Source organism: Epibacterium sp. ABZ3_068 (genome assembly GCF_056159265.1).
The window spans coordinates 2,251,058-2,277,903 of the sequence record NZ_JBSWUV010000001.1; the positions used below are offsets into that span (position 1 = coordinate 2,251,058).

Here is a 26,846-nt window from a genome sequence, read left to right on the forward strand (position 1 = left end):
GAAAAGCCCCTTCGAGACGGCCACCCGTCTGCTCTTTGCATCTAGGGTATTGGCCATCCAGCATAGGGTTTGATTTCCTTGAGGGCAAAGCTGCTCTCCATAGCCTTAATGCCAGGCATCCGGCGGAGATGTGTCATCGAAAATTCTGCGTAATCGTCCAGATCTTTGCAAACCACCTGCAATAAGAAATCTGCCCCACCCCCTATCGAATGGCACGATACGATTTGCGGATAGTTGGCAACGGCTTTTTCGAATGCGCTGGCTTCTTCCGCTGAATGGGCGTCGATCTGGATCGTAATAAAAACCAGAACGCCCATACCGAGCAGTGTGCGATCAAGGACGGCCCGATATCCTTGGATATAGCCTTCTTCTTCAAGCCGACGAGTGCGGCGCCAGCATGGCGAAGTGGACATGCCCGTAGCTTCAGCAAGGTCGGCGTTGCTTAACCGGCCTTCAATCTGAAGCGCAGCGAGAATGCGTCGATCCGCTGAATCGAGTGGATCCGTTTGAATTTCTCTAGTTTTGGCCATGCGGGAAGACTCCACCTACGTCTGCCATCATTCAGGTAGATACTACCAAAAAACTGTCATTGTAAAACTAATTTAGGTGCAGAACTTCCGGTCAGACAGTGGTTTTGTCCTTCAAAAAAGGGAAGATTAAAATGCTAAATGAACTGCACTTGGCGGAGATGGCAACTGATAAGACGCCCCTTCGGGGCGCTGGCGATCTGCGCTTGGCAATCATCGTGTCCCCGTCTCAGATGGTGGGATTTCTGGCCAATACCGTCGCCACTATTGCGGCGGGCATAGGCGCGGCGCATCCCGGAATAGGAAACGCCAAGCTCACGGACCAAGAGGAAATGACTATCCTCAACTCTGCGGATCGCCCGGTTCCCGTTCTTCAGGCGGACCCCGTTCAGATGGTCGATATCCTTGATAGGGCACAGACAAAAGGGCCAGAACTTACATTGGTGGTCTTTCCCGAATTTGCCCGAAAGCTGCATTCGTTCGAAGACTATGAAGCAGAGTTCCCGCAACGGTCCCTCCGCCAAGAACCGTTAAGCGGCATAGGGCTTTGCGGACCCGCAAAGGTAGTCAAATCTCTGACCGGGTCCCTGAAACTTCTAAGATAAGATGCAAATGCCATCCTTGTCTGGCCAGTTATCCAACCAAATCTCGAGGCACAACTATGGAAGATTCCGCTCTAGCAACTGTATGATAAATACAGTTGCTAGCATTCTGGCTGAGCCGTCAGTCGGAACGTGAAAGCTACTTCGCCGCAAAGCCCGCTGACCCAGCCCCCTGAATTCCGGCCACTGAGGTGTTAGTAATCCGTCCAAGCAAAGGATGGACTATGAAACGCAGATTTTCAGACGAACAGATCATTGGGATGATCAAAGAATACGAAGCCGGTGTGAAAGCCCAAGAGCTGTGCCGGAAGTACGGCATCAGCGATGCAACGTTTTACAAATACAAAGCCAGATTTGGCGGCATGAACGTGTCCGATGCGAAGAAACTGAGAGCGCTGGAAGACGAGAACAATCGTCTGAAGCGGATGTTGGCAGATACGATGCTGGACAATGCGGCCTTGAAAGACCTCGCGACAAAAAACTACTGACGCCTGATGTGAAGCGCAGGGCCGTGTCGGACGTGATGGATCGGCACGGCCTGTCTGAGCGTCGGGCGTGCGAATTGGCGGGCCTGCATCGGTCTGTTTTTCAATATGAGAAGCAGGATCAGGGCGATGACGCCCTGCGCAAACGACTGCGTGAACTGGCGAACGAGCGCCGTCGGTTCGGATATCGCCGTTTGGGCATCCTGTTGGCCAGAGAGGGTTTTGAGGTGAACCACAAGAAACTGTTCCGGCTCTACCGCGAGGAAGGGCTGGCCGTGCGGCGCAGGCGTTCTCGTAAGCGGGCTCTGGGCACGCGCAGGCCGATCCTGGTGCCTGAACGGGCAAACCAGCGCTGGTCGTTGGACTTCGTGTCAGATGCCTTCGCAGACGGCCAACGGTTCCGCGTGCTGTGCATCGTGGATGACTGCACCCGAGAAGCACTGGCTACGGTCGTGGATCGCTCGCTGTCGGGTTCACGCATGACCCGAGAACTGGATGAACTGATCCGCCGACGCGGTCAGCCCGACATGATCGTCAGCGACAACGGAACGGAAATGACATCTCATGCTGTGCTGCGATGGTGCCAGGACACTGGCGTTGGTTGGCACTACATCGCGCCAGGAAAGCCCATGCAGAATGCGTTTGTCGAAAGCTTCAATGGCCGCCTGCGCGACGAATGCCTGAACGAACATATCTTCGGCAATCTCGCCGAAGCCAGAAAGATAATTGAAACCTGGAGGATCGACTACAACACTGAACGACCACACACTTCACTTGGCGGGCTGGCTCCAGCCGTTTGCGCCAGTCTCAACCGTGCCACCCGGCCTGCCTCGCTTGAGCTCCGCAAGGGCTCCGCTCAGCAGGCCTTGACCGCAACCCAATCAACAGAAAGAAACAAGAACGGGTTCTACACCTGAACGGACCGGATCAGGGGGCTGGGTCAATCTGGCGTCCTCCCGGGCAAAGCGCGACAAGTTGGACGAAGCCGCGATCAAGCGTGTTCACGACGCGAGTGGCGGCCGCTACGGGGCCCGCAAGATCTGGCATGCCCTGCGCCGGGAAGGACGCGATATCGCCCGCTGCACAGTGGAGCGGTTGATGCGAGCCACCGGATTACAAGGTGTTGTCCGCGGCAAGAAGGTGATCACGACCAACCCGGATGCATCTCAACCATGCCCTGATGACAAGGTGAACAGAGCTTTCGTGGCAGCGACGCCGAACCAGCTCTGGGTACCTAGAGACGTTGGATGAAGCCGCCTTTGGTGCTGCAAGCCCGGTGAAGCCGAAGTTCACCTCACATTCCGATCCAGCCTCGCAATGGACAGGGGCACGGGGTGGACCCGCCTATTTTGCCTGTTCCGCCAACTATCTGATCGACACCGACAACGGTGTGATCCTGGATGTTGAAGCAACTCGGTCTATCCGACAGGCTGAGGTCGGTGCTACCCGAACCATGGTTAGTCGGGTGCACCAGCGCCATGATCTCAAGCCGGAACGGTTGATCGCAGACACGGCTTATGGTTCGGGACCCATGCTTGGCTGGCTTGTCGATCATGGCATTGCTCCGCATATCCCGGTTATCGATAAATCCGGTCGCAACGACGGGACCTTCGAGCGAGCCGACTTCACCTATGACACTGAGAATGACGCGTACATCTGTCCAGGTGGCAAGGAACTCAAACAATACCGCCGGGCCTTCACAAAGCCGAGGGAACCGAAACCGGACAAGGACGGCATCCTTCGTTATCGTGCCCGCAGATCCGACTGCGACGCCTGCAACCTGAAAAGCCGATGCTGCCCGAAAGAGCCGCGGCGCAAGGTAACACGGTCGGTCCACGAACCATCCCGAGACGTGGCGCGCGCCATCGCCCAAACCACCCAATACGCGATCTCTTGCAAGCTCAGGAAGAAGGTCGAGATGCTGTTTGCCCACCTCAAACGCATCCTCGGTCTCGGACGCCTCCGATTACGTGGTCCATGCGGCGCACGCGACGAATTCCACCTCGCCGCCACCGCCCAGAACCTCAGAAAACTCGCAAAGCTCATCACGGCTCCCCAAACAACACCCGCCATATGATCAAGGTCTCGGCTGTGCAGATATCGAGATCAAAACCGAGCATTCAAATCGGCGAGTTTTTCAACTGAATAGGCCCAAACTCGACATTCGATCCCTGTGCAGAAAGCCCTATGCTGCGGATGCGTGATCCATATGCCAATTTCCCGAAAGCAGCCCTTCGTCGGCCCTGGTGAAGGCTCCCCAATGCTGCGACCGGCGCCAGTGTCAGCGAAGCTCAGATAGCAACGTTTGCAAAGTCGGCGGATCTGGCAGTCAATCGGCGGTCGCATGCCGCACGCGCAAGGGAAGGAGCCGACCTTCGCCGCGCGTGCAGCCGCCAACCGTAATCGAATGAAAGTGATGCGACCTTTCGGATTTTAGCAGTTGTCATGTCAATGCTGGCTTCCAGGATAGATCTCATGCTGCGAGAGGTCGTTGGACGGCACCAGACGTTTTGCTTGGTACGTTTCGAACCGTTCAATTGTCTGCGTCTGAATTGGCAGCGCTGATTTTCTCTTTGAGGTAGTCCCTCGACCACGCCTCCAGCTGCCCCAGAAGCGGTTTGAGTGCGGCGCCGTGTTCACTCAGCGAATATTCAACCTTCGGGGGGACCACTGGGTAAACGGTTCGGACAATAATGTCATATTTCTCCAAGTCACGGAGCTGCTTCGTGAGCATGCGCTGCGTGATATCGGGTATGGTTTTGTGTAGCTCGCTAAAGCGCATTGTGCGTTGACAAAGGCACCACAGGATCATGCCTTTCCATTTCCCACCAATTATGCCCAAAGCGGTTTCAGTCGGGCAGAACAATTGTTCTTCTTTGAAGAGATCGGCCATAGCAGTTCCTTACTTACATTTTTGTATGTATATGCCTTTTTTGTGCATTCTTGCAGCAATTGCATGCTATTTCTATTTCTGCGTCATAGACAACAGGAAGCAGAGATCTATGACACAGACAGCAAACACCCACCCCGCCTTGAACGCTGGCTCCATCCAAAACTTGGAACTTGCAAATCGCTACGTTCTTGCCCCGATGTCACGTGCCAGCGCGACCGAGGATGGAGTGCCGACAACCGAGATGGCCGAGTACTACGCGCGTTTCGCAAAGGGCGGATTTGGGTTGCTCATCGCAGAAGGTGCCTACCCCGATACAACCTTTTCACAGGCTTATTCTCATCAACCTGGTTTGTGCACGGACGCGCAGCAGGAAGGATGGCGGCAAGTCGTAAAGGCCGTTCATGCTCAGGGCAGCAAAATAATTCTCCAGCTGATCCATGCGGGGGCCGTGTCTCAAGTGGTGGATGTTCCGCACGGGCCATCCCCTGTTCGCCCAGAAGGACATATGCTGCAAATGTACGGCACCAAGCAGGGACCCTACGAAGAACCATCGGAGCTTTGCGAAAAAGATATTGCAGCCCTCAAAGCGGGCTTTGTCCAAGCCGCCAAACGGGCCGAAAAAGCAGGCTTTGACGGCGTGGAAATTCACTGCGCAAATGGATATCTATTGGACCAGTTCCTGACACCCGAGACCAACCTTCGAGACGCGCCATATGGAGGGTCTGTTGAAAACCGCATCCGATTGACATGTGAGATAATTGCAGAGGTTCGGGCCATTTGCCGCCAAGATTTTGTTACTGGCGTGCGTCTATCTCAGGCAAAGGCGACACAACCCGATTATTTTTGGATGGGTGGACTGGATGATGCACGCGTTATCTTTTCGGCTGTAGCTGAGGCTGGGGCAAGTTTCATTCATTTTGCCAGTGAGCGGAACGGCTATTTCTACCATAGCAGCACCAAAGATGGTGTCCGGCTGACCACGTTTGCTCGTGAGACGACGGGATTACCTGTGATCGCCAATGGAGGACTGGAAGAACTTAACCTCGCAGCAAAGGTTCTATCGGAGGGGGAAGCTGATTTTCTCGCCATCGGAAAGTCAGCAATGTGCAATCCAGATCTTCCAAACCGAATTGCGAACCAGCAGGAGTTAAAGGACTTCACTTTTGATGTATTCTCCTACGGCGTCAATGTTTCCGGCCAGCTCAAATGGGAGGCTGAGCAATCAGCATAACACAAAGCAAGGCTACACCGGCTTTCCACTACTCAAGAAAGGGCGGTGTAGCATCGCATATGCTCCAATGCCCGCTACTCCGATCCATCCAACATTAATCGGCACGGTGTAAACCGTGCTGATTATTTGCTTCCAAAGCCTTCGAGCACCAGCTTTCCTTTGGCCTTATTGGACTCAATGATTTCATGTGCTCGCTTCAAAGTCGTCGCATTGATCTTACCGAGCGTCTCAGTTGCCGTGGATCTGATTTGGCCGTCATCTAGGAGATCCGCCACCTCATTCAGGATGTCATGCTGGCGCTGCATATCGGGCGTGCCAAACAAAGAACGTGTGAACATTAGCTCCCAATGGGTCGAGACAGCCTTGGTCTTGAACGGCATGATGTTCAGTGCGTCTGGGTCGTCGATCAGGCCAAAGTGCCCTTGTGGTGCAATGAACTCGGCTATCTGATCTATGTATTGATGGGTATGCGTGGTCGAAAAGACCCATCCCGGTTGTCCAATACCGAGGGCCTCAATCTGAGGCGACAGCGGTCTTGAGTGATCAATCACATAATGTGCACCCAATTCCTTAACCCAAGCCTGTGTCTCTGGTCGAGAAGCCGTGGCAATCACGGTCTGGTCTGTCTTTGCACGCAAAAGCTGGATGGCAATGGATCCAACACCGCCTGACCCGCCGATGATAACGACAGCAGGCGCGGCACCTGGAACCGGTTCACTAACCCGAAGTCTGTCAAACAGCATTTCGTAAGCTGTCAAAGCGGTTAGCGGCAGCGCCGCAGCTTCCGCTGGGCTGACAGAAGACGGCTTCTTTCCGACGATACGTTCATCGACCAGATGATATTCTGCGTTGGTTCCGGTTCGATTGATTGCGCCGGCATACCAAACAGCGTCACCGGCTTTGAACAATGATGCGTCACTGCCTGTATCAACCACTTCGCCAACAGCATCCCAGCCCAGAACGACTGGCTGGGATCCTTCGGGCGGACGTTTTTGACGAATTTTCACATCAACAGGATTAACCGATACGGCCTGCACACGGACAAGCAGATCACGGCCCAAAGGGGTTGGTTTGTCGAGTTCAACATCAATCAACGCATCGGCGCGGTCGAGCGATCCGGCTTCGATATATCCAACAGCTTTCATGTTGCGTCTCCCTCTGCCGCCTCAGGCGATCTTTGACATCTCGTTCAAAACGAAATCTGTGACGGCGCCGTCGGTTGCGTTCATGTACGCCTTCAGGTGTGGCGCGTTCATGTGCGCCTGCCAAAGTTCGCGGCTTTCCCAAGTTTCGTAAAAGACAAAAAAGCCTGGGTTTGCGTTGTCCACATGCAAGTCATACTGGATGCAGCCAGCCTCAGACCGTGTAATCGGAACCAGTTTTTCCAGCTCAGCACGGACAAGGTCAGCTTTGCCTTCAGCAGCGGTGATCTGGGCGAGGATAGTGAGAGACATGTCGGTCGTCCTTTTGACTTTTCAGTTTGCTCGTGAGAGATGCAGTGACAGTAGAAAAGTTGCAAGTACGCACAAATGATGTTTATAGGTACAAGATGGATACCGTAACAACTGATAAACCCCGCCGGTTCGCTGAATACGATTGTAGTGACGGATGCCCGGTCGAAGCCGCGTTGGAACAAATTGCGGGGAAGTGGAAAGGGTTGATCTTGTATCACTTGCTTGACGACACCTTACGCTTCAACGAATTGTCGCGGCGTGTCGGCGACGTCACACAACGCAGCTTGACCAAACAGCTGCGTGAGATGGAGGCCGATGGGATCGTTCACCGCAAAGTTTATGCCGTCGTACCGCCTCGGGTCGACTACAGCTTGACAGAAAAAGGTCAACAGCTTCGCGGCGTCATCGAAGCACTGCACGCCTGGGGCCAGGAACACAGACGCAACTAAAGGCTTTCTGGGCCGCAGTTCGTCTCGCGCATCAGGAATTTTGTTAGCAGGAGATCCTCCATGCAGACGTCTGCGCAGCGGCATTGGTAACAACACCCAATTGCCGCTTAGAGGCCGAACGCCTGCTTTGTGGATATGACGCTTGCGGTTACCATCGACCGAAATTGGTGAGAGCGCCGAACACGCATATCGGAAAAATTTTGACGTTCAGAAATGAGTGACCCGAATAATGTTACGACGGAAATTTCATAGCTTCTTCACATGGTTTGCGATCACCACAGTCGCATTCACTTCAATGGCCATGGGACAAACGATGCAGGAACGCATGAGCACTGCTATGGATGCAGGTGAGCTGTCAGGGTTGCATGCAACCGTTGTCATGTTCGGCGGCGAACAGATCGCCGAAGCCTATTTCACCGGTGAAGATGAACGCTGGGGCGCGCCAATCGGGATCGTCGAACATGGCCCGAACACACTGCATGACACACGCTCGATCACCAAGTCCATCATTGGCCTGCTGTACGGGATCGCACTTGATGAAGGCATAGTCCCGGACCTCGGAACACCGCTGCTAGATGTTTTTCCAGAATACTCTGATCTCCGCGATGGGTCTGCGCGTGAAGCCATAACAATTGCAGATGTGCTGACGATGCAAATGGGAACCGAGTGGGATGAAAGCCTTCCTTATTCGAACCCGCGTAATAGCGAGATCGCGATGGAGTTGGCTGACGATCGCTATCGCTTTGTCCTCGACCGGCCGATGGTGGCTGAGCCCGGGACGATCTGGACGTACAACGGCGGCGCTGTCGCGCTGCTGGGTCATCTGATATCCGAAGGCGCGGACATGGGGATCGACACCTATGCACAGACCCGTCTTTTCGATCCCTTGGGCATTTCGGAATTTGAATGGGTGGCGGGTGCTGACGGTGTGCCTTCGGCGGCGTCAGGTTTGCGACTCACAGCGCGAGATCTTGCGAGAATTGGCGCTATGGTCGCCCGAAATGGAATATATGACGGTCGTCAGATCGTGCCAGCATCTTGGCTTGATGCTTCATTTCAGACGCGGGCGTCGATCATGGAGGGCTTCAACTACGGCTTCCTTTGGTATCTCGCCTCGGGTCCCAGCGGTGATCAACTCATCATTGCATCTGGCAATGGCGGGCAGCGATTGACCATACAGCCGTCGGCTGACTTCGTCGTCGCCACCTATGCAGGTCGGTACAATGACTTTGCTTCTTGGCAGCTGCCGGTTCGCATTATCGGTGAATTCGCAGTTCCAGAGGTTAGTCGCGCCCGATCAGAGTAGTTTGACAACCGATGCCATGTGTGAAAACCCGACATTCATGAACTGCTCAGCATTCTGCATTTTGGGCTCCAAGCTGTCCGTCGTCAGGGTTTTTGGGACCAAGAGCGGCTTAATCTAAGAGAGAGTTTGGCTCATCTTATTGGTTTGATTATGCGGCGTGTTTGCGGTAATGCAAGCGTCGCGTTTCGAGTGTCTTTTGTTTGATTCTTTCGCGTTGTTTTAGAATGGCTTTGTCACGTCCGAAGTAGACGTCAGCGGGTGTGACGTTGTTGATGCCCTCGTGATAGCGCTGATGATTGTAGTGGTCGACGAAGGCTTCAATCTGAGCTTCGAGATCGCCCGGTAGGAAGTAGTTTTCCAACAAGATGCGGTTTTTGAGCGTCTGATGCCATCGCTCAATTTTGCCCTGGGTTTGCGGATGATATGGCGCGCCGCGCGAGTGCTTCATGCCTTTGTCTTTCAACCATTCTGCAAGATCACCTGATACGTAACTCGAACCGTTGTCGCTCAGCAGGCGCGGCTTGTGAACGACATGAACCCGGTCGCAGCCAGATGCCTGCATCGCTAAATCCAGAGTATCTGTCACATCCTCTGTGCGCATGTTCGTGCAGAGCTTCCACGAGACGATGTAACGGCTGTAATCGTCGAGAACCGTGCTGAGATAGAACCAGCCCCAACCAAGGACCTTGATATAGGTGAAGTCTGTCTGCCAAAGCTGGTTGATAGCCGTCGTCTTATGCTGGAACTCATTGGCTGCCTTGAGCACGATGAAGGCAGGGCTGGTGATCAGGCCATGCGCCTTGAGTGTGCGATACACCGTGGATTCCGACACAAAGTAGCGTTCCTGATCGGTGAAGGTCACCGCCAACTCGCGTGGCGACAGCTCCGTTTCCTTGAGCGCGAGATCGACAACCTTGCGTTTCACCTCAGTGGGGACCCGGTTCTAGACGTGCTTCGGCGTGGGAGATTGATCCCGCAATCCAGCCTCGCCGCGCTGCAGATACCGGTCGTACCAGCGGTAGAATGTGGTGCGGGGAATGCCGAGCTTAGCCAGCGTCCGACGCGCTGACAGGTGGCTTTCTTCGACCAGCCGGATGATCTCCAGTTTCTCTGATGCGGCATACCTCATTCGTGGTCGCCCCCATCGGCGAGGAGGGCATGGCGAAGCTCGACAGCCTGTTCTCGGGGCGCTCTTACGAAGAAGCCGTCGCTGCCCGCCGCCAGATAATGGAGGCGCAGCGTCTCGCCAACCCGGGACACTTTATCGGTGGTGAGATCGCGGGCGCGGTCCCAACGATATTCGTGCCGGTAGGAGGTGCGGCCGGACGCGCGGTCCAAGCGGGCAAAGGGGCGACAGGCGCTATCCGTGCGGGGGCCACGACAGGAGCCGCCACAGGTGCCCTGTCAGGGGCCGGACACGATGAGGGCAGCATAGTTGATCGTCTCGATGGTGCCGCGCTCGGAGGCCTCACAGGCGGCATGGCCGGAGCCGTCCTCTCCGGTGCAGGGGTTATCATCGCAAGAGGGGTATCGCGGACGCGGATTTGGGGGAGAGTGCCACGATCGAAAGCATTCATGAAGGACGCAGATCCCGCTCGACAAGTGATGGGGCCTGCAGCACGCAGTCATCCAGATGAAATAGCTGCGATGCGAACAGATCTTGAAAAAGCTGGGGTGGAAATCGTAGAGCGTCCAGGTGCTATGTTCTATAGCCCCAGCTCAACTACTGGCAGACCTGGGCAGCTTGTAATTGATCCAGAGGCATCTTTCTCCGCTTGGTCGCATGAGTACCAGCACTTCCTGCAAGATCAGGCGAGCGGATGGCGCGGGTGGCATTCTTTAGCAGATAAGAACACAAGATGGGCATGGGAGCAGGAAGCATTCGGAGTAGAGAAATCTTTGATGCGTCGACTAGGTCATACCGAGGTGATCGAAGATTTGGATGAACTCCAAACTATGGAATGGCAAAGGATATTCAAAGGATGGAACTGATCGATGAGATTCGCGAAAAAGAAACGCATTGGCTAATCACTTGGGCCTCCGCTCAAGCAGAATATCATATTTATATGCCTTATGTACTCGATGAGCTTGTTATTCGATCAAAAGACGATCCGAGTATAATTAAACCACTCGTGGAAATATTGGAGACTCAGACGGATTTTTTGGATCCGAGAAAGCCGATGCCAAGCAGTTGGGCGCTCGAAAGGGTTTTCAATGAGGGGCCCAAACGTCTGTGTGATGAAATCGTATTGCAAGCGAACGCATGGGCGCAACAAAAGCAGGAAGATCTAATTATGTGTGGGTTGAGTCGAGAGAATCGGCTCGAAAAGGTTGCCCAATGGGAGGATCAACTTGGCTTTGTCAGAAAAAAGACTGCAACCAGCCGTAATTGAATTGAGTGCCCCTGCGTTGGGTCAGGATTCATAACCAGAACATGACTACCGTTGCCAAGAAGGCCTTTGGGCATCTGTCATAGCGGGTTGCAACCGGCCGCCAGATCATCGAGGCGAGAGCGTCTCGCCAACCCCGGCCACTTTGGCGGTGGTGAGATTGCAGGCGCGGTCCCAACGATATTCGTGCCGGTAGGAGGTGCGGCCGGACGCGCGGTCCAAGCGGGCAAAGGGGCGACAGGCGCATCCGTGCGGGGGCCACGACAGGAGCTGACCCAGCCCCCTGATCCGGGCCGTTCAGGTGTAGAACCCGTTCTTGTTTCTTTCTGTTGATTGGGTTGTCCAGCATCGTATCTGCCAACATCCGCTTCAGACGATTGTTCTCGTCTTCCAGCGCTCTCAGTTTCTTCGCATCGGACACGTTCATGCCGCCAAATCTGGCTTTGTATTTGTAAAACGTTGCATCGCTGATGCCGTACTTCCGGCACAGCTCTTGGGCTTTACGCTCTAGGAGCGCGTCTTGTGACAACTTTAGTGCAAGGTAGTCGGGCGCGACCGACTTAAGACGCAGGGTCTTGCACCGGATGTTGCTTGCAATGTGCCCATACATAATTGATCAGTCGAGCTTCAGCGCAAAAATCAAAGGCTACCATGACACTGCCTGTTTGTTGCACCCACCAGGAGGGAGAGACTTTAGCGTCGTTCACCTCACGTCTTGCCGCAGCCAATGGTTTGACAGCGACTGAATTTTGTAAGGATCTTGGTCTTTCCTTTTCCGCTGTCATTTTGGGAGACACCAACACGCTTGCCAAGATTGCTGACTTTTCTGGCGCCCACCCACAAGTGCTTGCGGCTTGGTCACCGCAAAAGACTGAAGAGAGGCGGACTGATCTGCGCGGCCATTCGTTTCTGTCAAAAACGTTGAGAACTGCCCAGGTGCGGGGCTGTTTACGCTGTCTGGCAGAAGACGCCGCTCGCAATCCGAAACAGCCCGAGTTGGAACTGGCCCTACGCGGAGCCTGGATGGTGCCCCATATGCAGATCTGCTTGCGTCACGGCACTCCATTGGTGCCCCTTTGGGAACATGCGCAACCAATACAACGCTATGATTCTGCGTTGAATTTTCGTGACACTTGGTCGAAGCTTGAGGCCGTTACGAACACATTGAAACCCGTTGCGCCATCGCGTTTTGACCTCTGGATAGCTGACCGGATGGAAGGCAACTCGCAAAACACCTGGCTCGACAATCACCCTTTGGAAGCCGCATCCAGCTTTTGTTTTGCGCTTGGCACCGCAATTGGGCGTGTGAATCCCATCAAAAATCAACGCGACGCATACGCGCGCGGGTTTGACGTTGCACGCGGCGGACCCGAGACGATCAGATGCGCGCTTGAAAGCCTGCAGCACCTACCGCTTGGTCCGCAAGCTGGTGCAAAGAAAGTCTTTTCAAAGCTCTACGAACGCCTCGCCTATGACACTGCGGATGATCCAGAATACGATGTCTACCGGGACATCCTTCGCGCCCATATGACTGCGACCTGGCCGCTGGAGGCAGGCCAAGACATCCTTGGGGTCTCCCTCAAGAAACGGCGGCTGCACTCAGTGCGCACCGCTGCCAAAGCGTATAAAATCGATCCTCGCCGCTTGCGAAAAATGCTTGCGGCCGCTGGCGTGGTGCCCGCCGCAGGCGCCCAAGGCGCGCGTGCTGACACCTGGGACGTCTTCCCTGCGGAAGACATGCATGCGCGACTGGGCCAATTCTCACGCCTTTGCGACGCGAAAGAATTTGCCGCAAGCCTGAACATGAGCCGCTCACAATTCAACTTGCTCGTACGCGATGGTGTTTTACGCCCATGCTTGCCCAACGCCGACGTCAAAACCATCTGGGATCCGGAAGACGGCGCGATGTTCTTAGCATCGGTCTTTGAACATGCGCGCAGCCTCAAGCACGTAGATGCGCCCTGGGTACACATCGCCAAATCGGCACAAAGGCTGAAAATCAGCCCTGCACCGATCATTCGTGCCATACAGACGGGCAGATTTGCGCACCTGGGTTGCTCAACTCAACATACTGGATACGCATCGCTTTTTGTCGATCACGGCGAAGTATCCAGCTTTCTCAAAGCACAATAGAACAGGGCCGAGTAAATCCTACCCGGCCCTAAACTCAAGAAACGCCTTGACAGCCACTTGGCACGCTTATGCCCAAAACGGGCACAGTTATGCTGACAGAACATAAATGTTCTGTCAGCATAACTGTGCCAACTTCGGGCAACAGCAAACCGAATCGCGTGTAACATGTTGTTTGCAAAGCACAAAAACTACCACTTTCGACCGCACATCAAATCAATGCCAATTTAGGGCATAAACCTACCCAATCCTGCACCGAACGCGGCCAACAAAAAGCCCACTCCGAGGGGTGGGCGATTTAGAACCGTCATGGAGTTTTGGAGTTAGATCCGTTTGCCCTCCCAGAGTTCAAAGATCTTTTTGGCCTCAAAGAGAACCTCGTAGTCGTCGATCGAAAACGGCGAGTAACCGGGCCGCAACCCGGTGGCATCCGTAAAGGCCTGGCAAAAATCCGATACCGACAATTCGGCGCGACCTTGCGATAATGCCAGGATACAAGCATCAATCAGCAGCTCGATCACCAGCCCCCAACGAAACGCGCCAGCGGTTGCCAACCTGTTGTAGAAATCATGTGACGGAAGTCCCCCGAGATCAAGTTCGGCCTTTTGGGCATAGGCGTGGCAAAGAGTGTGTAGCTCGGACTGGTCGCCCTTGTTAGCCATAGAGATTTCGGAGAACGCAAGCGGTCGGAGCAAATAGGCCAATTGTTCTTCTTGTGTGATGTGTCGTGCCAAGCTTTCAACGCCGGACAAGATCAACATCAAGGGCCACTCGGACTGTTTGAGAAGGGACTTGAAACTATCCAGAATTTTGGCGCTGGAGTCCCCGCTTTGCTGCGGAAAAATATGTTGGCATTCGTCGTAGTGAATGCCAACGACGCCCTGAAGTTTGGCCTGCAAGACAACGCGTTCCCAAACCTCTCTTTGGGTCAATCGTCCGGTCGCCGGATACTTTAGTCCGTTGTGCAGCGTATACATCCCGAGATCTTTCCAGGTCAGGGAGCCCTTCAAAATCACCGAGGCGATATTGGCGGGCCTGCCGTCGGGCATCATTGTTTCCCCGGAGTTCACCTCGGACAATAGCTTGCGGATTTCAGTGGATTTGCCGGACCGCGACGGGCCCGTTACCAGGAGGCCACGCGCTTCGAATGGCTGAGACAGCGACATCTTGGCATAATAGTCGGTGATCATCCAAGTCATTCCCTCGCGGAGAAGTTTCGACGAGGGAATGCATAGTGCGCGCCTTTGAGGGTGGCTGTATGATTGACCGTGGTGCCGTTCACAAAACTCATGTCAGTTTCCCTGTCACATTCGGCCGCTCAAAGTCAGCCTGAACGCCATCCTGCTCATGCGTGCCGTCGATGGATGGGTCAAACCCAGGGCCTATATCCCATGCGCCTTCGCGCAAATCCTCGTCGTCTAATGAACCGGGCGTGACCGTTCTGGGCAATGGCTCTGCTTGCGCTGACGGCACGCCCGCTAGAATTTGCTCCGCCATTTGGGTGGCTTCCGCCGCTGTGAGGTAGCTGCGTGGCAATTTCCGATCCGCGGTGATTTCGCGCATGTGGTCAAACCTCTCGCGACGGACCCGAGCCACTGTCCGTTCAAAGTCGGCCGTTAACTCCGGATCCGCTGCACGCGCCATCTTGGCGTAACTCAGGAACTCCTGCAGTGTGAGGTCTCTCATGTCTGTCCACGACAGATCCGCGAGGATCGGCTCCGCGTGTCCTTCTGCCAGGATGGTCGCGTGGGAAATATCATCAGGGTCGACGCAGACTGTTACTTTCGACCGATGATGTTCGCCGAGTTTTTGTAGAGCCTCAGAGTTAAAGGGAAGGCCGAGGAATTTCACGCCCATCTTTGTAATCCGGCATGTGTTCTGCCAACCAAGATGAATACGGCGGCCATGGGCGATCGGCGGCAAAATCGTACCATAGTTGTGCGCAAGTTCCTTTGCGACCACAATCGGAGGGCGCCCAAACATACCTGTGCCCGAGTGCCGCTCGAGCGGATATTCATCAATAAGGTAGCGGGTGATCAGTCCGTAAAGCTCTTCAGTATCCAGCACTCCGCTTTTGATTGCGTCGTATCCCGGCAATGCATTCGCGCGCCGCCCCGTATAGCTTACCGGTGCAATAGGCTCTAGCCCCTGCAAAGCCCGAGAAGCATTTTCCCCCACGAGGATAGTTTTGTACCGCTTCAAAACCTGTGCGGTACTAGGTTGCTTTAGATCCAAGAACGTTTCGTCGATGGCGGTCAGGATGAGCTCATGGTTTTTGCTGCAGATGCGCCGTGACCTGTTCCCGCGCAACCATGTTTGGTCTGCAAGGACCATTTCGTCATACCCGGATTCCTGGAACCGGTTCCGGTATGCCATCAGTGTTTTCGCCTTCGGCATTATTGCGACGGTTCTTGTGGATCCACCACGAAGCCCGACATCAATGGGTCGATGCTGCGCTCGTTACAGATGTCAGCGGAACGCAGAAAGAGTGCATTGAAAAGTCGAAGCCCTCTGGACACATTCATGGCCATTATGGCCCTGACGAAGGCAGCTTCTAGCCCCCAACTGTCACAAGGTAAGCGTTGCTCTCACCCCACGTTGATCAGTTGATGCGTCTGCCTTTTGGCTTCCAACGTTTGGCGAGTTTGAGGACTTCGAGGCGGAGTTCGTCGCTGTCGGGGACGTTTGGGTCGAAGTCGTCGACATGCCAGTCTTTGAGGTCAGTGTGTTCGGGATGCTCGGGATCGCCTATAGCTTCGAGGAACTCTTCGTATCCGGGTGCGCCTCCGACGTCTTCAGGCGGGCAGCGGCCTGTGATGTCAGTCAGACGCGGGTAGAGTTCGCCGGGGACAGGCTCGCTGATCTCGCCGATCTTGATCTTGTGGCTCCAACTGTCGCCGAAGTCGTAAAGATAATTGATCGCGCGGGCCCCTGTGTCTTCGATCAGTTCGGCCAAGGTGGTCTTGTTGGCGGGTAGATCATCGCCGCCGAAGTCCGGGTCGGGCAGCCCCCAAGTCGCGCCGCCTGCTTCGAACATGTAGAGGTGCGAGTTGGTCCAGCCCATGGCGGCCTGGATGGTCAGGTGCAGGCGGTCGAGGCGGATATTTGCGGGCACCTATAGGGTGCGCGTGACAGCAGGCTCGATGTATTCAAGCGTGATCTTCAACTCGATGATGGTCATGGCCCTGTCCCCCTGTCAGGCCTTTGTAATTCCAAGGCAGGAGGGCGTCGATATCTGATTGCTTGTGACCCTGTGCGATAGCGCTGAGTGTCGCGGCCAGCCAGGCGTGAGGATCGACGGCGTTCAATTTACAGGTCTCGATCAGCGACGCGATCATCGCCCAGTTCTGCGCCCCGGCGTCATGGCCTGCAAAGAGCGCGTTCTTACGATTGAGAGCAATGGGGCGGATCGTCCGTTCGACAGCGTTGGAAACCAGCTCGATGCGCCCGTCATCGAGGAACAGGATCAGCCCATCCCAGTATTTGGCGATGTACTTCAGGGCTTCGCCAATTGGCGATTTGCCCGACACGCGGGCGCGGTTGGCCGTGAGCCAGACCTCAAATGCCTCGATGGTCGGCTTTGAGCATTCCTGCCGCGCTGCCTGGCGCGCGTCCGGGCTCAGGCAGCGAATGTCCTTTTCAACGCGGTATAGCTTACCGATGTGATTGAGCCCTTCATCGGCAATCGGCGTGGTGCCGGTCTGGGAGACTTCGTGTAGTTTCCGGCGGGCATGCGCCCAGCAATAGGCGAGCTTTACGCCCTGGGAAGGCCGTTTCAGCAGCCGGTTGTAGCCTGCATAGCCATCGACCTGCAGCCCCCCGCTGAAGCCGCTCAAGATTCTATCCGCATATTGGCCGGATCGCCCCGGCGCATAGGTGAAGGCAACGCCCGGTGGCGCATTGCCATCCCATGGCCGATCATCACGGGCCAAAGCCCAGAAGTATCCCGTCTTGGTTTTCCGCCTGCCGGGATCCAGTACCGGCGCGGTGGTTTCGTCCATGAACAGCTTCGTGGACTGCTTCAGGTTGGCCAGAAGCGCCTCATAGACCGGCCTCAGTTCGAACGCCGCGCGACCGACCCAACCGACCCAGGCCGCCAGTGTCGAACGGTCCAGATCGATGCCCTGGCGGCTGTAAATCTGCGCCTGCCGATACAAGGGCAGATGATCGGCGTATTTGCTGACAATCACATGCGCCAGTGTCGCCTCGGTTAGCATGCCGCCGGGGATCAGATGCGCCGGAGCCGGGGCTTGAGCGATGCCGCTCTCGCAGGAGCGGCAGGCGTATTTTGGGCGGCGCGTGACAATCACGCGGAACTGCGCAGGAACCACATCCAGTCGTTCGCTGACATCTTCGCCGATCACATGGCGTTCACAACCGCAGTCGCAGGTCGTGCTCTCGGGCTCGATCACTTCTTCGATGCGTGGCAGATGCTTCGGTAGCGCGCCCCGGTTGGCCTTGCGCGGGCGTGGCTTGCCGCTGACCTGCCTGGCATCGGCTTCATCTTCGGCATGCACCGCTTCCTGAGCAGCCTCGATATCTTCCAGCGCCAGTTCATATTGCTCCGGGCAGGTTTTCTCCGACCGCGCACCAAACATGGCGCGCTTGTAATCGGCGACCAGCTTTTCCAGTTGGATGATGCGGGTTTCCTTGCGGGCGATGACGCCTTCGTGGATCGCGTTTTGCTCCTGCTGGGCCCGAATGATGGCCTTCAGCGCATCAACATCATCAGGAAGATCAGCCGTCGCAGTCATGCCGCTGATCTACCAAATTGGGACACCAGACACCCGCGTAAACAGGCCCATGATTCACTCTGCCGCAGTGGGCGGACGCGCAGCCAGTGCCTTCACCTTGCGCCAGTCGAGACCGGCAAACAGCGCTTCAAACTGCGCATGATTAAGCGACATCAGACCATCCCGGATCGCAGGCCAGGTAAAGGTCGTTTCCTCCAGCCGCTTGTACGTCATCACCAAACCGGTGCCGTCCCAGTACAAGAGCTTCAAGCGATCCGCCCGCTTTGCCCGGAACACAAACACCGTGCCCGTGAACGGTTCTTTGCGAAGCTCGTTCTTCACCAGTGCCGCCAACCCGTCATGGCCCTTGCGGAAGTCCACAGGTTTAGTCGCCACAACAATCCGCACCCGGTTCGACGGGAAGATCATGGCGCGCCAAGCGCCCGCACGATCTCCGCAACCCGCGCCGCCGGTATCGCCGCATCCAGTCGGACGACAATGTCACCAAATACGATCTCAATCGGTGAACCTGCCGCATCCTGCGGTTCAGTGGTCATCGGCTCCATCACGACCGGCACAAACTCGGCCCCCGCCAGATCAGGCACCGGCAACTTGCCGTCCTTCGCCAACCGCCGCCAGGACGACAAATGGTTGGGACGCAAATCATGCCGCCGCGCAACCTCATTCACCGTCACGCCAGGAACCAGAGTCTCCGCAACAACCCGGCCCTTAAATTCATCCGACCAACGCCGCTTGCCGGAAGGGCCAATCATGACCTCCATCCGGCATCTCTCCTCCATATGGTGCTCTATATCGCCTCCCAAATCCGCCTCCATTGCCAATCTACTCTCGGCAAAGGACTCGCAGATCAGGCAACCTTCAGGAAGGTGGGGTCAAAGCAGCGCTTACGTCACAAGGGCATCTGAGCGACTTTCAGCAGGTATAGCTCCGAGCGATACAGCTGTTGCCGCACGCTTTTCCATTCTTGTAGACTTTGCAGCAGGCCGCGAGTAAAGCCCCCTCTCTAACGGTCAGGCGTAGAAGGCGATCTAGTACGCTCTATGGAGGTGTAGCTCCAGGATCAGCGGGCTTAGGCGCCGGATGTGACCAGTGGCCAAAGGCGAATTGTGCGGGCTATCGGAGATCTCTTGCTGTTTTCAGACCCCACGCTCCGGGACATCCTCAAGGAAACTTGTGATCATCCGCTTGACAGTAGTGTTGTGCCGATCACGCCACTCTGTGGTGGTAATGTCGGTATCGAAAATCGCCGAAAGAGTGAACGAATTGGATATGTAAAATTGGCTCAAACCGGCCATAATGACATAGAGTGTTAATGGGTCGATACCCGGGCGCACCACACCTTGTTTTTCGCCGTGTGCAAGCAAGTCTTGGATTTTCTGGAGCACGGGGGAAGACATGTCACCGATCCTCTCAGACTGGCGCAAATACTGGGCTTGTTCGATATTTTCATTGGTCAACAACCGCACGAGCTCGGGGTGGTGGCGGAAGTGATCGCACAAAAAGTCAAACAGCTGCAGCAGGCCAGAAACCGGATTTGTGTGATCTATGTCTATAGTGGTTTCACGAGCGCGCAGGGCGGCAAGCGCATTTTCGATGACTTCGATATAAAGGTCAGATTTGCTGCGAAAGTGGCTATAGAGCACCTTGGGGTTCGTATTGGCGAGTGTAACAATGGACTGAATGCGAGCGCCTTCGAATCCATTTGCGATAAATTCCCTGGTCGCCGCCGCTAAGATGCGTTCTCTTGGCTTTGTTTTGGGCATGTCAATCTGTGCATTCTTGTTCATTGTAGTTGATCTAGTACGAATTTGCAGATGTTTAAAAGCGCAAAGTCATCCCTGGGAGACCCTAAGATGGACATCCCGACGTTGCCGATCGGTATGTGTATTTGTGGTGCGCCAACGTGCCCAGCAACGGAATTCAGTGCGAGAGCTCGGGCGTAGAAGTCCCCGATATCGTCGGGCTTCATACCGTCGCGCGGCAGACGTGCGACGGGCGACGTGGGCAGGATCAGTGTTGTGTGTTTGGGCAGCGTTTTCAGATAGAGGTCCCGATAATTTGATCGCGCCATTCGCATGGCCGCGCAATCGGCTTGGTTTGAGAGCACTTGAGCAAACCTTGGAGCAATATCTGGGCCAAATTCGGGGGCGATGCGTTTAATCTCATCGCCGATAGCGCTGCGAATATCCTCTGCCTGTAAGGCGGTGTACATTGTTGACAGGGTGTACCAGCCATCAGGGAAAATTTTGATGGGTTTGGCGTTCAAACGTTTGGCAAACCTTTCCACCGCATCGGCGACGTCTGGGGCAACCAACTCCAAAGCGTCAGTTGCGTAAAGTATATCGCCCGGCGACTGCGCTGTGATTGGATCGTCGGGCAGTAGAACTCGACCCACCCGAGTAAGCGTATTCAGATCGCGGGCGAACCATCCAACCGTGTCATAGCTGGGTGCAAAAGGCATCAAACCCTTTGTTGAAACCACCCCATACGAGGGTCGCATACCCCATATTCCACAAAAGGCCGCTGGCACACGCACCGAACCACCCGTATCCGAGCCGAGCGCCATATCAGCCAACCCCGCCGCTACAACGGATGCTGAGCCGCTAGACGAGCCCCCGGGCAAAGAACGTGGATACTTCGGGTTCGTTGGAATGCCATACTGATGGTTGCGCCCCTCAAGGCTAAAGGCCAATTCATCGGAGATGGTTTTGCCACAACAAAAAGCGCCTGCCGACAAAAGGCTAGCCACTGCATCGGCCGTCTTGACTGCTGGGGTTTGCATCCTAGCCCAATCCTTGTTTCCAGCGCCCGTGACCGTGCCTTGGATATCAAACAGATCCTTGGCCGCAAAACTCAAGCCGGCCAGTGGACCAGTGCCCGTCGCTTCTAGGACGAGCCGACTGCCAGGCAAGAACCCGTCGTTACTGTTTTTCTTTTGAGTCATTTTTGTGCTGGTCTGAAATCGCATCCATAGCCGACAGAACCGCACCAGACTCACACACGAAGCCGAAGCATTTTTTCACGTTCCAGATCGTCGCCTCCGTGCAAAAATCCGGAGACGTTGTGGCGCAGCAATCAGTCAGCATGACGCAACCATAGCCTAGGAAATTCGCATCCGTCAGTGAATGCAGGACACATTGGTCCGTGTTCACTCCGGCAAACAAAACGGTCTTGGTACCTAGGTTGCGAAGGATTGAATCAAGCGGTGTATCCCAAAATCCGCTGATGCGATATTTGTCGACACAAATGTCTTTCTCTTCGGGGGCCAATTCATCCACAACGGCCGCCGCCCAACTGTCTTTTTCCAGCACATGCGCGCCATTGGTCGTCAAAGGATCCCCAAGGCCGACCCCCGTCCCATGCGGTTTGTACAGATGGATCTGGTTCGGGGGCATATTCATCAGATCGGGGCGGTTGCCCCAATTGACCCATATGATCGGCACATCGGCTTGCCGCAACGCAGGCAGTAACTTTTGCAGCGGTTCAATTGGGGCACGATCTGGAGTGTAGTCGATTCCCAAAGAGTCCACCCACCCATCTTTAGCGCAAAAGTCATTCTGCATATCGATGATCACAATCGCCGTCCGGTTCAGATCGACGACGACCGCCTGCGGCTCAGAGCCGATACGAATGCGGCGCGGCTCTGCCTCGCGCACGGACATGTCGATCTCGGTGTCAGTCGCCAGCCAGTGGAAAGACCTCCCCGTGCCCAAGCTACCTCCTGTGGGTGTGCTTTTTGTTTCATCTGACATTCAATTTTCTCCGTTGCTGTGAGTCGCGTTGTGCTTTGTTTCACATAGAAGCGTCTCCGCGCTTGAAGCCAGTGAGGTGAGATTTCAGGTGCTATGGGGTGTTCTGGGCGCACGAATTTTTGGCGCTAAGCTCAGCTTTGCCAAAAAAGTAAACGCTTACTTACTTTGTGTGGCTTGTGTTTCTGCTGCTTGGATTTCCAACACTGCGATGTGTGAGACAACTAAATTAGGCGCAGATCAAAGACGAAGCGCCGCACAAATCTTCACTCGCTGATCACCCACCGGGCGGAAGCAGAACGCAAAAAGGAACGCAAGATGATCTTTGATCGCCGAATGACGCTGGCCATTGTCGCCGCCTTGGCAACCGCCGTGGCTGGTCTGGCCGCACCCAGCTACGCACAATCGAATGTCGGGATTTTGATCCCTGGATCCAAATCCGACAAAGGCTGGATGGAATCCGGCTATGACGGTTTGATCGCAGCTGAAGAGAAATACGGTGAGGAAATCGCCGTGCAGATGATAGAAAACATCAACGACGCTGATATGGAACAGGCACTGACCCAACTGGCCAGCGGCAACGAACTGGTAATCGGCGTTGGTGGGCAAACCCAAGCAGCAATTTATAAAATTGCCAAGCGCTTTCCCGATACGAAGTTCTCAATTGTCGGGGGGAACGAAACCGACGGCCTGCCCAACGTTGCGGGTTATGATGTCAAGCAGGCAGAAATAGCCTTTGTCGCTGGCGCTGCGGCAGCAATGCTGTCTGAAAACGGCGCGATTTCCTATGTGGGCGGGATGGAGCTCCCATCTATCGTCAATGCCGGCACCGAGTTTGGGAATGGTGCTAAATATATCAACCCCGACATAAAATACTTCGAGGCCTATACCGGTGATTTCGATGATGTTGCCAAGTCGAAAGAGGCAACTCTGGCCGCGATCGCTCAGGGCGCGGATGTACACTACCACATTCTCAACCTGGGTCTGAAAGGAATGGAACAAGCCGCCACGGAAAAAGACACGCATATTATTGGCAGCTACACAGATCGTTGTGGAACTGATCCGCTGTACACAGCGTATTCGGTCACGGGCGTTGGCTACCAGGTGCAATATGCGATTGATCAATTGGTCGAGGGTACATGGGAAGCTGGGTACAAGCCGTTTGGTTTGAAAATGGGACCTCAAGCTTCGGACATCGTTGTGTGCGGAGGCTCTGACCAGATGGTGAGTAAGCTCAAGGATATTATGAATAAGATCCAGAGCGGCGAAATCGACGTTCTTGAAGGATGACCATAACACTAGAGGGCGCAGATACAGCTGCGCCCGGCTCCTCCCCGACGCAATCACCGACCTTACCGATGTTTCAAATGGACGGGATAGGCAAACGCTTTGGGGCGTTCCAAGCGCTGTCTGAGGTGTGCGTCGACTTTCGAGCTGGGGAAATTCACGCTTTGCTTGGGGAAAACGGCGCGGGGAAATCCACACTGTGCAATCTTATTTTCGGCATTCACAAGCCGACTTCGGGTTGCATGCTGTTGGACGGTGCCGCCTACGCACCCACCAGTCCGAAATATGCATTGGCGCGGGGAATCTCGATGGTGCATCAGCACTTTAGCCTAGCGCCTCATTTGACCGTCATTGACAATCTTCTGCTGGGAGGTGGCTTTGGGCGGGTTAATCGTGCGCGCGAAGCGGACCGCGTAGTTAAAATGGCCGCTGACTATGGACTTCAACTGGACCCATTTCGTGAAATTCGCGATCTGGCCGTTGGCGAACGCCAGCGGGTTGAAATCGTGAAGTGCCTGATGAAGTCACCCAGCCTGCTCGTACTAGACGAACCCACGGCCGTACTAATGCCGGACGAAATCGACGCTTTGCTAGACACATGCGCCAAGGTGGCAGATCGTGGTTGTGCGGTCGTTCTGGTGACGCATAAATTGGCTGAAATACAGTCAACAGCTCATCGCGTTAGTGTTTTGCGGGCGGGTCGCATCGTCGCAAAGTCAAACTCTCCCCGCACTGAAATGGATCGATTGCTTGACGCAATGATCCAGCGAAAAACGGGTGATCTGGTAAAGTTGAGGTCAGTATCTTCTGGCAAAGCATCAGGCGCGTCTGATGCGGAGGTTGCAACCACGAAAGCTGCTGCCGAACGTGTACTGACGCTCGACGGGATCAGCTACGTTGACCCCTCTGGCGCCAAACGTCTCGACAATCTGACACTGACTGTGAATCGGGGAGAAATCGTCGGTTTAGCTGGGGTCGAAGGTAACGGGCAAAGTGAGTTGGGCGATATCTTGGCTGGTCTCCTATCACCAACATCCGGGCATTGGCGTGTGGGCAATCGTGACCTGACCCGGGCAAGTGCGCACGAGATTACATCCCAGGGTGTCGGCATAGTGCCTGAAGACCGCCACCGGGTCGCTATTGCGACCGATATGAACGTGGCCGAGAACATGTTTAACAATCGTTTGGGGCAGGTCGGCCGAAATGGGCTGATCAACCGCAAAGCGATGATGTCCCAAGCGGCTGACCTTATGGAACGGTTCGATGTGCGTGCTACGAGTCCGGACGCGCCGATGAGCGCTCTATCAGGTGGCAATCAACAAAAGGCCGTTTTGGCGCGTGAATTGACAACGCCAGGTTTGCAATTCCTTCTGGCCGCGCAACCAACCCGAGGTCTCGATGTGGGCGCGGTTGATACAGTATACCAGTTGATCCGGTCGGCATGTGATCGCGGCGCGGGCGTGTTGCTGATCTCGTCGGAATTGGATGAAATTCTGGCAGTGGCGGACCGTGTCTTGGTCATTTATCGGGGCCGCATTGTAAGCCAAAGATCAGTCGATCCGAGCCAGCGCAAAAAGATCGGCGCTCTGATGGCAGGACATGACATATGATTAGAACGTTTTCCAGTTTATCGCGTCTGCCTGGTCTGATGCCGCTGATGGCGGTTCTGTTCGCCTTTGCGATCGGGCTAATGCTGATCGCACTGACAGGTGCCTCGCTATCGCAAGCGATAAGTGCCTTCCTAAATGGCGCGTTTGGGTCGGCTTATTCGATCTCAGTCTCGCTCAACAGAGCCGTTGTCTATGCGCTCGTGGGGTTGGGTTTTGTTTATGCGGCGCAGGCCGGGTTGACCAATGTTGGCGGCGAAGGGCAGATTGCCGTGGGCGGCATCGCGGCGACGGCGATTGCGCTCTATGGCGGCGTCGAAGGGGCCCCGATTGGCCTAGCCTTCATCATTCCGATGCTTGGTGCGGCACTGGCTGGCGCCGTTTGGGGCGGGATTGCCGGGGCGCTCAAGGTCAAGGCTGGCACAAATGAGGTGATCTCGACCCTGCTATTGTCCTTCATTGGGATCTGGCTGGTCTATTGGGCTGTTCAATCCACCGATCTGCTACGTCAACCGATGACCACGGCGGCCACGCTGCCGGAATCGTTGGAAATTCCGATGTCGACGCAGCTGCCTCTGTTGACCGGTTCATACGCAGCGCCGGTGACGATTGGGGTTTACATCGCCATGGCTTTGGCCCTGGCATTGATCGTGGTTCTGGCGCGCACCTCGCTTGGGTTCAGACTTCGGTTGATCGGGGCAAATCAATCCGCGGCCCTGCGCGCTGGCTGCAATGTCGACCGATTGACCATCACGTCCCTGATGGTTGCAGGCGCTTATGGCGGATTGGCCGGGGCGATGATGCTGCAAGGCGAACAATACAGCCTCAAGGCTGGATTTTCGTCTGGCTACGGCTTTGACGGATTGGTTGTTGGGTTGCTGGCGCGTGGACATGTCACCGGGGTCATCGCTGGGGCGTTGCTGTTTGGGTTCTTGCGCTCGGGCGGGATCACGATGGAAATGATGGCGTCAGTGCCGACAGCCTTGGTGCAAATCGTACAGGGGCTGATTGTCCTGTTTCTGGCGGGCAGTGCTTTTGCGATGGCACAGAAAGGAAAGTCATGACTTGGGAGCTGTTTGCCGTATTCCTTGCGTCGACGGTCCGATTGGCCACGCCGTTAATGTTTGCCGCGATTGGCGAGCTTGTGTCGGAAAAGGCTGGTGTTTTGAACATGAGCATCGAGGGCATGATGTTAACTGGCGCCTTCGCTGCCGCCGTGGGATCTTGGGCTTTGGGCAGCCCGTCCTTGGGATTGGTGATCGGGATATTGGCGGTTTTGCCCGTTGCCGCACTGCAAGCGTTTTTGACCTGCACCCTAAAGGCCAACCAGATCGTCACGGGCATCGGTATCAATATCTTGGTTCTAGGCGCGACGACATTGGGCTATCGGTCAATTTTTGGCGCGCGCTCTAGCGAAGCCATCCCTGGCTTTGGCAAATGGTCCCCTCCGGTTTTGGGCAATGTTCCGATTTTCGGAGAGAACCTGTTTCAACAGGTTTGGATGGTTTATCTGATTATTCCTGTCGCGGTGTCGGTGTGGTTTGTCTTGTCAAAAACCGGGCTCGGCATTGCATTGCGCGCCTCTGGGGACGCACCTGTCGCTGTCGAAAATTCTGGGTTTTCGGTGATAGGTATTCGCTACTTGGTGATCCTCACAACCGGCGTTTTGGCGGCTTTAGGTGGGAGCTTTATGTCGATTGGCGACATCCTGACCTTTACCGAAGGCATGACAAATGGCGCAGGCTATCTGGCGATTGTGGCTGTCATCTTTGGAAATTGGTCGTTGCTGCGCACAATATTGGCCTGCCTGCTGTTTGGAGCGGCGACGGCATTGCAATTTCAGCTGCCCGCGATGGGGATCATCGTGCCCAACGCGCTGTTGATCATGCTTCCCTATCTCTTGGCTCTGATCGCGGTGGCCGGACTCGTTGGGCGCCAAACCCCGCCATTGGCTTTGTCGCGGCCGTTCTGAAACACTCCCT

Annotated in this window: 25 protein-coding genes and 4 pseudogenes; 14 read left to right on the top strand and 15 right to left on the bottom strand. The window is 55.3% G+C overall.

From position 1 onward, the window contains the following. Positions 1 to 41: 41 nt before the first annotated feature. Positions 42 to 530: an Lrp/AsnC family transcriptional regulator gene (locus ACXAEW_RS10735; protein WP_474941308.1), complete on the bottom strand. Its 489-nt coding sequence runs from the start codon at positions 528 to 530 to the stop codon at positions 42 to 44. 131 nt (positions 531 to 661) lie between these two features. Between ACXAEW_RS10735 and ACXAEW_RS10740 the strand changes: the two genes are divergently transcribed. From ACXAEW_RS10740 to ACXAEW_RS10755, 4 genes and pseudogenes are all read left to right on the top strand, one after another. Next, positions 662 to 1,132 (top strand): DUF2000 family protein, encoded by a 471-nt coding sequence (locus ACXAEW_RS10740; protein WP_474941309.1) that lies wholly within the window; start codon positions 662 to 664, stop codon positions 1,130 to 1,132. A 221-nt stretch (positions 1,133 to 1,353) separates the two neighbouring features. Further along, a protein-coding gene (locus tag ACXAEW_RS10745; RefSeq protein ID WP_474940315.1) for an IS3 family transposase occupies positions 1,354 to 2,531 on the top strand; the annotation gives its coding sequence in 2 pieces (ribosomal slippage) (positions 1,354 to 1,600 and positions 1,600 to 2,531; 1,179 coding nt in all). 58 nt (positions 2,532 to 2,589) lie between these two features. Further along, positions 2,590 to 2,847: pseudogene (locus ACXAEW_RS10750) on the top strand (IS3 family transposase); the annotation flags it as partial. After that, positions 2,846 to 3,691 (top strand): annotated as a pseudogene (locus tag ACXAEW_RS10755) (transposase); the annotation flags it as partial. The pseudogenes ACXAEW_RS10750 and ACXAEW_RS10755, both read left to right, overlap by 2 nt. 456 nt (positions 3,692 to 4,147) lie before the next feature. On the opposite strand, the gene ACXAEW_RS10760 reads toward ACXAEW_RS10755, so the two are convergent. After that, complete coding sequence (locus ACXAEW_RS10760; protein ID WP_474941310.1) at positions 4,148 to 4,507, bottom strand: winged helix-turn-helix transcriptional regulator; 360 nt, start codon at positions 4,505 to 4,507, stop codon at positions 4,148 to 4,150. A gap of 109 nt (positions 4,508 to 4,616) precedes the next feature. Here ACXAEW_RS10760 and ACXAEW_RS10765 point away from each other — a divergent pair, with 109 nt between their 5' ends. Next, a complete protein-coding gene (locus ACXAEW_RS10765; protein ID WP_474943026.1) occupies positions 4,617 to 5,738 on the top strand; it encodes an oxidoreductase in 1,122 nt (373 codons plus the stop codon). A gap of 122 nt (positions 5,739 to 5,860) precedes the next feature. Here the strand turns inward: ACXAEW_RS10765 and ACXAEW_RS10770 are convergent, their stop codons facing one another. Then, positions 5,861 to 6,883, bottom strand: coding sequence for a zinc-binding alcohol dehydrogenase family protein (locus tag ACXAEW_RS10770; protein WP_474941311.1), 1,023 nt, complete (start codon positions 6,881 to 6,883; stop codon positions 5,861 to 5,863). A gap of 21 nt (positions 6,884 to 6,904) precedes the next feature. After that, positions 6,905 to 7,192, bottom strand: a complete 288-nt coding sequence (locus ACXAEW_RS10775; protein WP_474941312.1) for a putative quinol monooxygenase — start codon at positions 7,190 to 7,192, stop codon at positions 6,905 to 6,907. A 95-nt stretch (positions 7,193 to 7,287) separates the two neighbouring features. Here ACXAEW_RS10775 and ACXAEW_RS10780 point away from each other — a divergent pair, with 95 nt between their 5' ends. Together ACXAEW_RS10780 and ACXAEW_RS10785 are read left to right on the top strand one after the other, a co-directional pair. Then, the gene (locus tag ACXAEW_RS10780) at positions 7,288 to 7,641 is read left to right on the top strand and encodes a winged helix-turn-helix transcriptional regulator (protein ID WP_474941313.1); all 354 of its coding nucleotides are present in this window, start codon (positions 7,288 to 7,290) and stop codon (positions 7,639 to 7,641) included. Between the two features lie 325 nt (positions 7,642 to 7,966). Continuing rightward, positions 7,967 to 8,947: a serine hydrolase domain-containing protein gene (locus tag ACXAEW_RS10785; protein WP_474941314.1), complete on the top strand. Its 981-nt coding sequence runs from the start codon at positions 7,967 to 7,969 to the stop codon at positions 8,945 to 8,947. Positions 8,948 to 9,095: 148 nt separating this feature from the next. On the opposite strand, the pseudogene ACXAEW_RS10790 reads toward ACXAEW_RS10785, so the two are convergent. Further along, positions 9,096 to 10,097: pseudogene (locus ACXAEW_RS10790) on the bottom strand (IS3 family transposase); the annotation flags it as partial. Positions 10,098 to 10,105: 8 nt separating this feature from the next. On the opposite strand from ACXAEW_RS10790, the gene ACXAEW_RS10795 reads away from it, so the two are divergent. Both ACXAEW_RS10795 and ACXAEW_RS10800 read left to right on the top strand, forming a co-directional pair. Next, positions 10,106 to 10,939, top strand: coding sequence for a hypothetical protein (locus ACXAEW_RS10795; protein WP_474941315.1), 834 nt, complete (start codon positions 10,106 to 10,108; stop codon positions 10,937 to 10,939). Next, positions 10,930 to 11,340 (top strand): hypothetical protein, encoded by a 411-nt coding sequence (locus ACXAEW_RS10800; protein ID WP_474941316.1) that lies wholly within the window; start codon positions 10,930 to 10,932, stop codon positions 11,338 to 11,340. Before ACXAEW_RS10795 ends, ACXAEW_RS10800 begins: the two co-directional genes overlap by 10 nt. A 334-nt stretch (positions 11,341 to 11,674) precedes the next feature. Here the strand turns inward: ACXAEW_RS10800 and ACXAEW_RS10805 are convergent. Continuing rightward, positions 11,675 to 11,830 (bottom strand): annotated as a pseudogene (locus ACXAEW_RS10805) (transposase); the annotation flags it as partial. 158 nt (positions 11,831 to 11,988) lie between these two features. Here ACXAEW_RS10805 and ACXAEW_RS10810 point away from each other — a divergent pair. Next, the gene (locus tag ACXAEW_RS10810; RefSeq protein ID WP_474941317.1) at positions 11,989 to 13,470 is read left to right on the top strand and encodes a TniQ family protein; all 1,482 of its coding nucleotides are present in this window, start codon (positions 11,989 to 11,991) and stop codon (positions 13,468 to 13,470) included. A gap of 320 nt (positions 13,471 to 13,790) precedes the next feature. Here ACXAEW_RS10810 and ACXAEW_RS10815 read toward each other — a convergent pair whose 3' ends face one another. The 9 genes from ACXAEW_RS10815 to ACXAEW_RS10855 form a co-directional block, all read right to left on the bottom strand. After that, positions 13,791 to 14,657, bottom strand: coding sequence for an ATP-binding protein (locus ACXAEW_RS10815; protein ID WP_474941318.1), 867 nt, complete (start codon positions 14,655 to 14,657; stop codon positions 13,791 to 13,793). A gap of 97 nt (positions 14,658 to 14,754) precedes the next feature. After that, a complete protein-coding gene (locus tag ACXAEW_RS10820; protein ID WP_474941319.1) occupies positions 14,755 to 15,843 on the bottom strand; it encodes a Mu transposase C-terminal domain-containing protein in 1,089 nt (362 codons plus the stop codon). A 226-nt stretch (positions 15,844 to 16,069) separates the two neighbouring features. Continuing rightward, complete coding sequence (locus ACXAEW_RS10825; RefSeq protein ID WP_474941320.1) at positions 16,070 to 16,582, bottom strand: plasmid pRiA4b ORF-3 family protein; 513 nt, start codon at positions 16,580 to 16,582, stop codon at positions 16,070 to 16,072. A 34-nt stretch (positions 16,583 to 16,616) separates the two neighbouring features. Then, positions 16,617 to 18,221, bottom strand: a complete 1,605-nt coding sequence (tnpC, locus tag ACXAEW_RS10830) for an IS66 family transposase (protein ID WP_474941321.1) — start codon at positions 18,219 to 18,221, stop codon at positions 16,617 to 16,619. Positions 18,222 to 18,275: 54 nt separating this feature from the next. Continuing rightward, positions 18,276 to 18,629: an IS66 family insertion sequence element accessory protein TnpB gene (tnpB, locus tag ACXAEW_RS10835; RefSeq protein ID WP_149774948.1), complete on the bottom strand. Its 354-nt coding sequence runs from the start codon at positions 18,627 to 18,629 to the stop codon at positions 18,276 to 18,278. Continuing rightward, on the bottom strand, positions 18,626 to 18,982 hold the full coding sequence (gene tnpA / locus ACXAEW_RS10840; RefSeq protein ID WP_474941322.1) for an IS66-like element accessory protein TnpA: 357 nt from the start codon (positions 18,980 to 18,982) through the stop codon (positions 18,626 to 18,628). The genes tnpB and tnpA overlap by 4 nt, the downstream gene beginning before the upstream one ends. Before the next feature lie 375 nt (positions 18,983 to 19,357). Further along, entirely contained in the window at positions 19,358 to 20,008 is a 651-nt protein-coding gene (locus tag ACXAEW_RS10845) for a TetR/AcrR family transcriptional regulator (RefSeq protein ID WP_474941323.1), read from the bottom strand. Beyond that, positions 20,005 to 21,165 carry an amidase family protein gene (locus ACXAEW_RS10850; RefSeq protein WP_474941324.1) on the bottom strand — a complete coding sequence of 387 codons (1,161 nt, stop codon included), beginning with the start codon at positions 21,163 to 21,165 and terminating at the stop codon, positions 20,005 to 20,007. Before ACXAEW_RS10850 ends, ACXAEW_RS10845 begins: the two co-directional genes overlap by 4 nt. After that, entirely contained in the window at positions 21,143 to 21,973 is an 831-nt protein-coding gene (locus ACXAEW_RS10855; protein ID WP_474941325.1) for a cysteine hydrolase family protein, read from the bottom strand. The genes ACXAEW_RS10850 and ACXAEW_RS10855 overlap by 23 nt, the downstream gene beginning before the upstream one ends. A gap of 315 nt (positions 21,974 to 22,288) precedes the next feature. Here ACXAEW_RS10855 and ACXAEW_RS10860 point away from each other — a divergent pair, with 315 nt between their 5' ends. From ACXAEW_RS10860 to ACXAEW_RS10875, 4 genes are read left to right on the top strand one after another with little or no spacing between them, the layout of a single operon-like run. Continuing rightward, positions 22,289 to 23,260, top strand: coding sequence for a BMP family protein (locus ACXAEW_RS10860; protein WP_474941326.1), 972 nt, complete (start codon positions 22,289 to 22,291; stop codon positions 23,258 to 23,260). Further along, positions 23,257 to 24,867, top strand: coding sequence for an ABC transporter ATP-binding protein (locus tag ACXAEW_RS10865; protein ID WP_474941327.1), 1,611 nt, complete (start codon positions 23,257 to 23,259; stop codon positions 24,865 to 24,867). Before ACXAEW_RS10860 ends, ACXAEW_RS10865 begins: the two co-directional genes overlap by 4 nt. Next, on the top strand, positions 24,864 to 25,928 hold the full coding sequence (locus ACXAEW_RS10870) for an ABC transporter permease (RefSeq protein ID WP_474941328.1): 1,065 nt from the start codon (positions 24,864 to 24,866) through the stop codon (positions 25,926 to 25,928). Before ACXAEW_RS10865 ends, ACXAEW_RS10870 begins: the two co-directional genes overlap by 4 nt. Next, positions 25,925 to 26,836 carry an ABC transporter permease gene (locus ACXAEW_RS10875; protein WP_474941329.1) on the top strand — a complete coding sequence of 304 codons (912 nt, stop codon included), beginning with the start codon at positions 25,925 to 25,927 and terminating at the stop codon, positions 26,834 to 26,836. The genes ACXAEW_RS10870 and ACXAEW_RS10875 overlap by 4 nt, the downstream gene beginning before the upstream one ends. The last annotated feature ends 10 nt before the right edge of the window (positions 26,837 to 26,846 follow it).

Coding starts and splice junctions, on each gene's coding strand:
- ACXAEW_RS10760 (WP_474941310.1), bottom strand. CDS start 4,507: ATGGCCGATCTCTTCAAAGAAGAACAATTGTTCTGCCCGACTGAAACC.
- ACXAEW_RS10870 (WP_474941328.1), top strand. CDS start 24,864: ATGATTAGAACGTTTTCCAGTTTATCGCGTCTGCCTGGTCTGATGCCG.
- ACXAEW_RS10780 (WP_474941313.1), top strand. CDS start 7,288: ATGGATACCGTAACAACTGATAAACCCCGCCGGTTCGCTGAATACGAT.
- ACXAEW_RS10815 (WP_474941318.1), bottom strand. CDS start 14,657: ATGATCACCGACTATTATGCCAAGATGTCGCTGTCTCAGCCATTCGAA.
- ACXAEW_RS10865 (WP_474941327.1), top strand. CDS start 23,257: ATGACCATAACACTAGAGGGCGCAGATACAGCTGCGCCCGGCTCCTCC.
- ACXAEW_RS10875 (WP_474941329.1), top strand. CDS start 25,925: ATGACTTGGGAGCTGTTTGCCGTATTCCTTGCGTCGACGGTCCGATTG.
- ACXAEW_RS10850 (WP_474941324.1), bottom strand. CDS start 21,165: ATGACTCAAAAGAAAAACAGTAACGACGGGTTCTTGCCTGGCAGTCGG.
- ACXAEW_RS10740 (WP_474941309.1), top strand. CDS start 662: ATGCTAAATGAACTGCACTTGGCGGAGATGGCAACTGATAAGACGCCC.
- ACXAEW_RS10810 (WP_474941317.1), top strand. CDS start 11,989: ATGACACTGCCTGTTTGTTGCACCCACCAGGAGGGAGAGACTTTAGCG.
- ACXAEW_RS10785 (WP_474941314.1), top strand. CDS start 7,967: ATGAGCACTGCTATGGATGCAGGTGAGCTGTCAGGGTTGCATGCAACC.
- tnpC (WP_474941321.1), bottom strand. CDS start 18,221: ATGACTGCGACGGCTGATCTTCCTGATGATGTTGATGCGCTGAAGGCC.
- ACXAEW_RS10855 (WP_474941325.1), bottom strand. CDS start 21,973: ATGTCAGATGAAACAAAAAGCACACCCACAGGAGGTAGCTTGGGCACG.
- ACXAEW_RS10735 (WP_474941308.1), bottom strand. CDS start 530: ATGGCCAAAACTAGAGAAATTCAAACGGATCCACTCGATTCAGCGGAT.
- ACXAEW_RS10860 (WP_474941326.1), top strand. CDS start 22,289: ATGATCTTTGATCGCCGAATGACGCTGGCCATTGTCGCCGCCTTGGCA.
- ACXAEW_RS10765 (WP_474943026.1), top strand. CDS start 4,617: ATGACACAGACAGCAAACACCCACCCCGCCTTGAACGCTGGCTCCATC.
- ACXAEW_RS10845 (WP_474941323.1), bottom strand. CDS start 20,008: ATGAACAAGAATGCACAGATTGACATGCCCAAAACAAAGCCAAGAGAA.
- tnpA (WP_474941322.1), bottom strand. CDS start 18,982: ATGGAGGTCATGATTGGCCCTTCCGGCAAGCGGCGTTGGTCGGATGAA.
- ACXAEW_RS10795 (WP_474941315.1), top strand. CDS start 10,106: ATGGCGAAGCTCGACAGCCTGTTCTCGGGGCGCTCTTACGAAGAAGCC.
- ACXAEW_RS10800 (WP_474941316.1), top strand. CDS start 10,930: ATGGAACTGATCGATGAGATTCGCGAAAAAGAAACGCATTGGCTAATC.
- ACXAEW_RS10770 (WP_474941311.1), bottom strand. CDS start 6,883: ATGAAAGCTGTTGGATATATCGAAGCCGGATCGCTCGACCGCGCCGAT.
- ACXAEW_RS10775 (WP_474941312.1), bottom strand. CDS start 7,192: ATGTCTCTCACTATCCTCGCCCAGATCACCGCTGCTGAAGGCAAAGCT.
- ACXAEW_RS10820 (WP_474941319.1), bottom strand. CDS start 15,843: ATGGCATACCGGAACCGGTTCCAGGAATCCGGGTATGACGAAATGGTC.
- tnpB (WP_149774948.1), bottom strand. CDS start 18,629: ATGATCTTCCCGTCGAACCGGGTGCGGATTGTTGTGGCGACTAAACCT.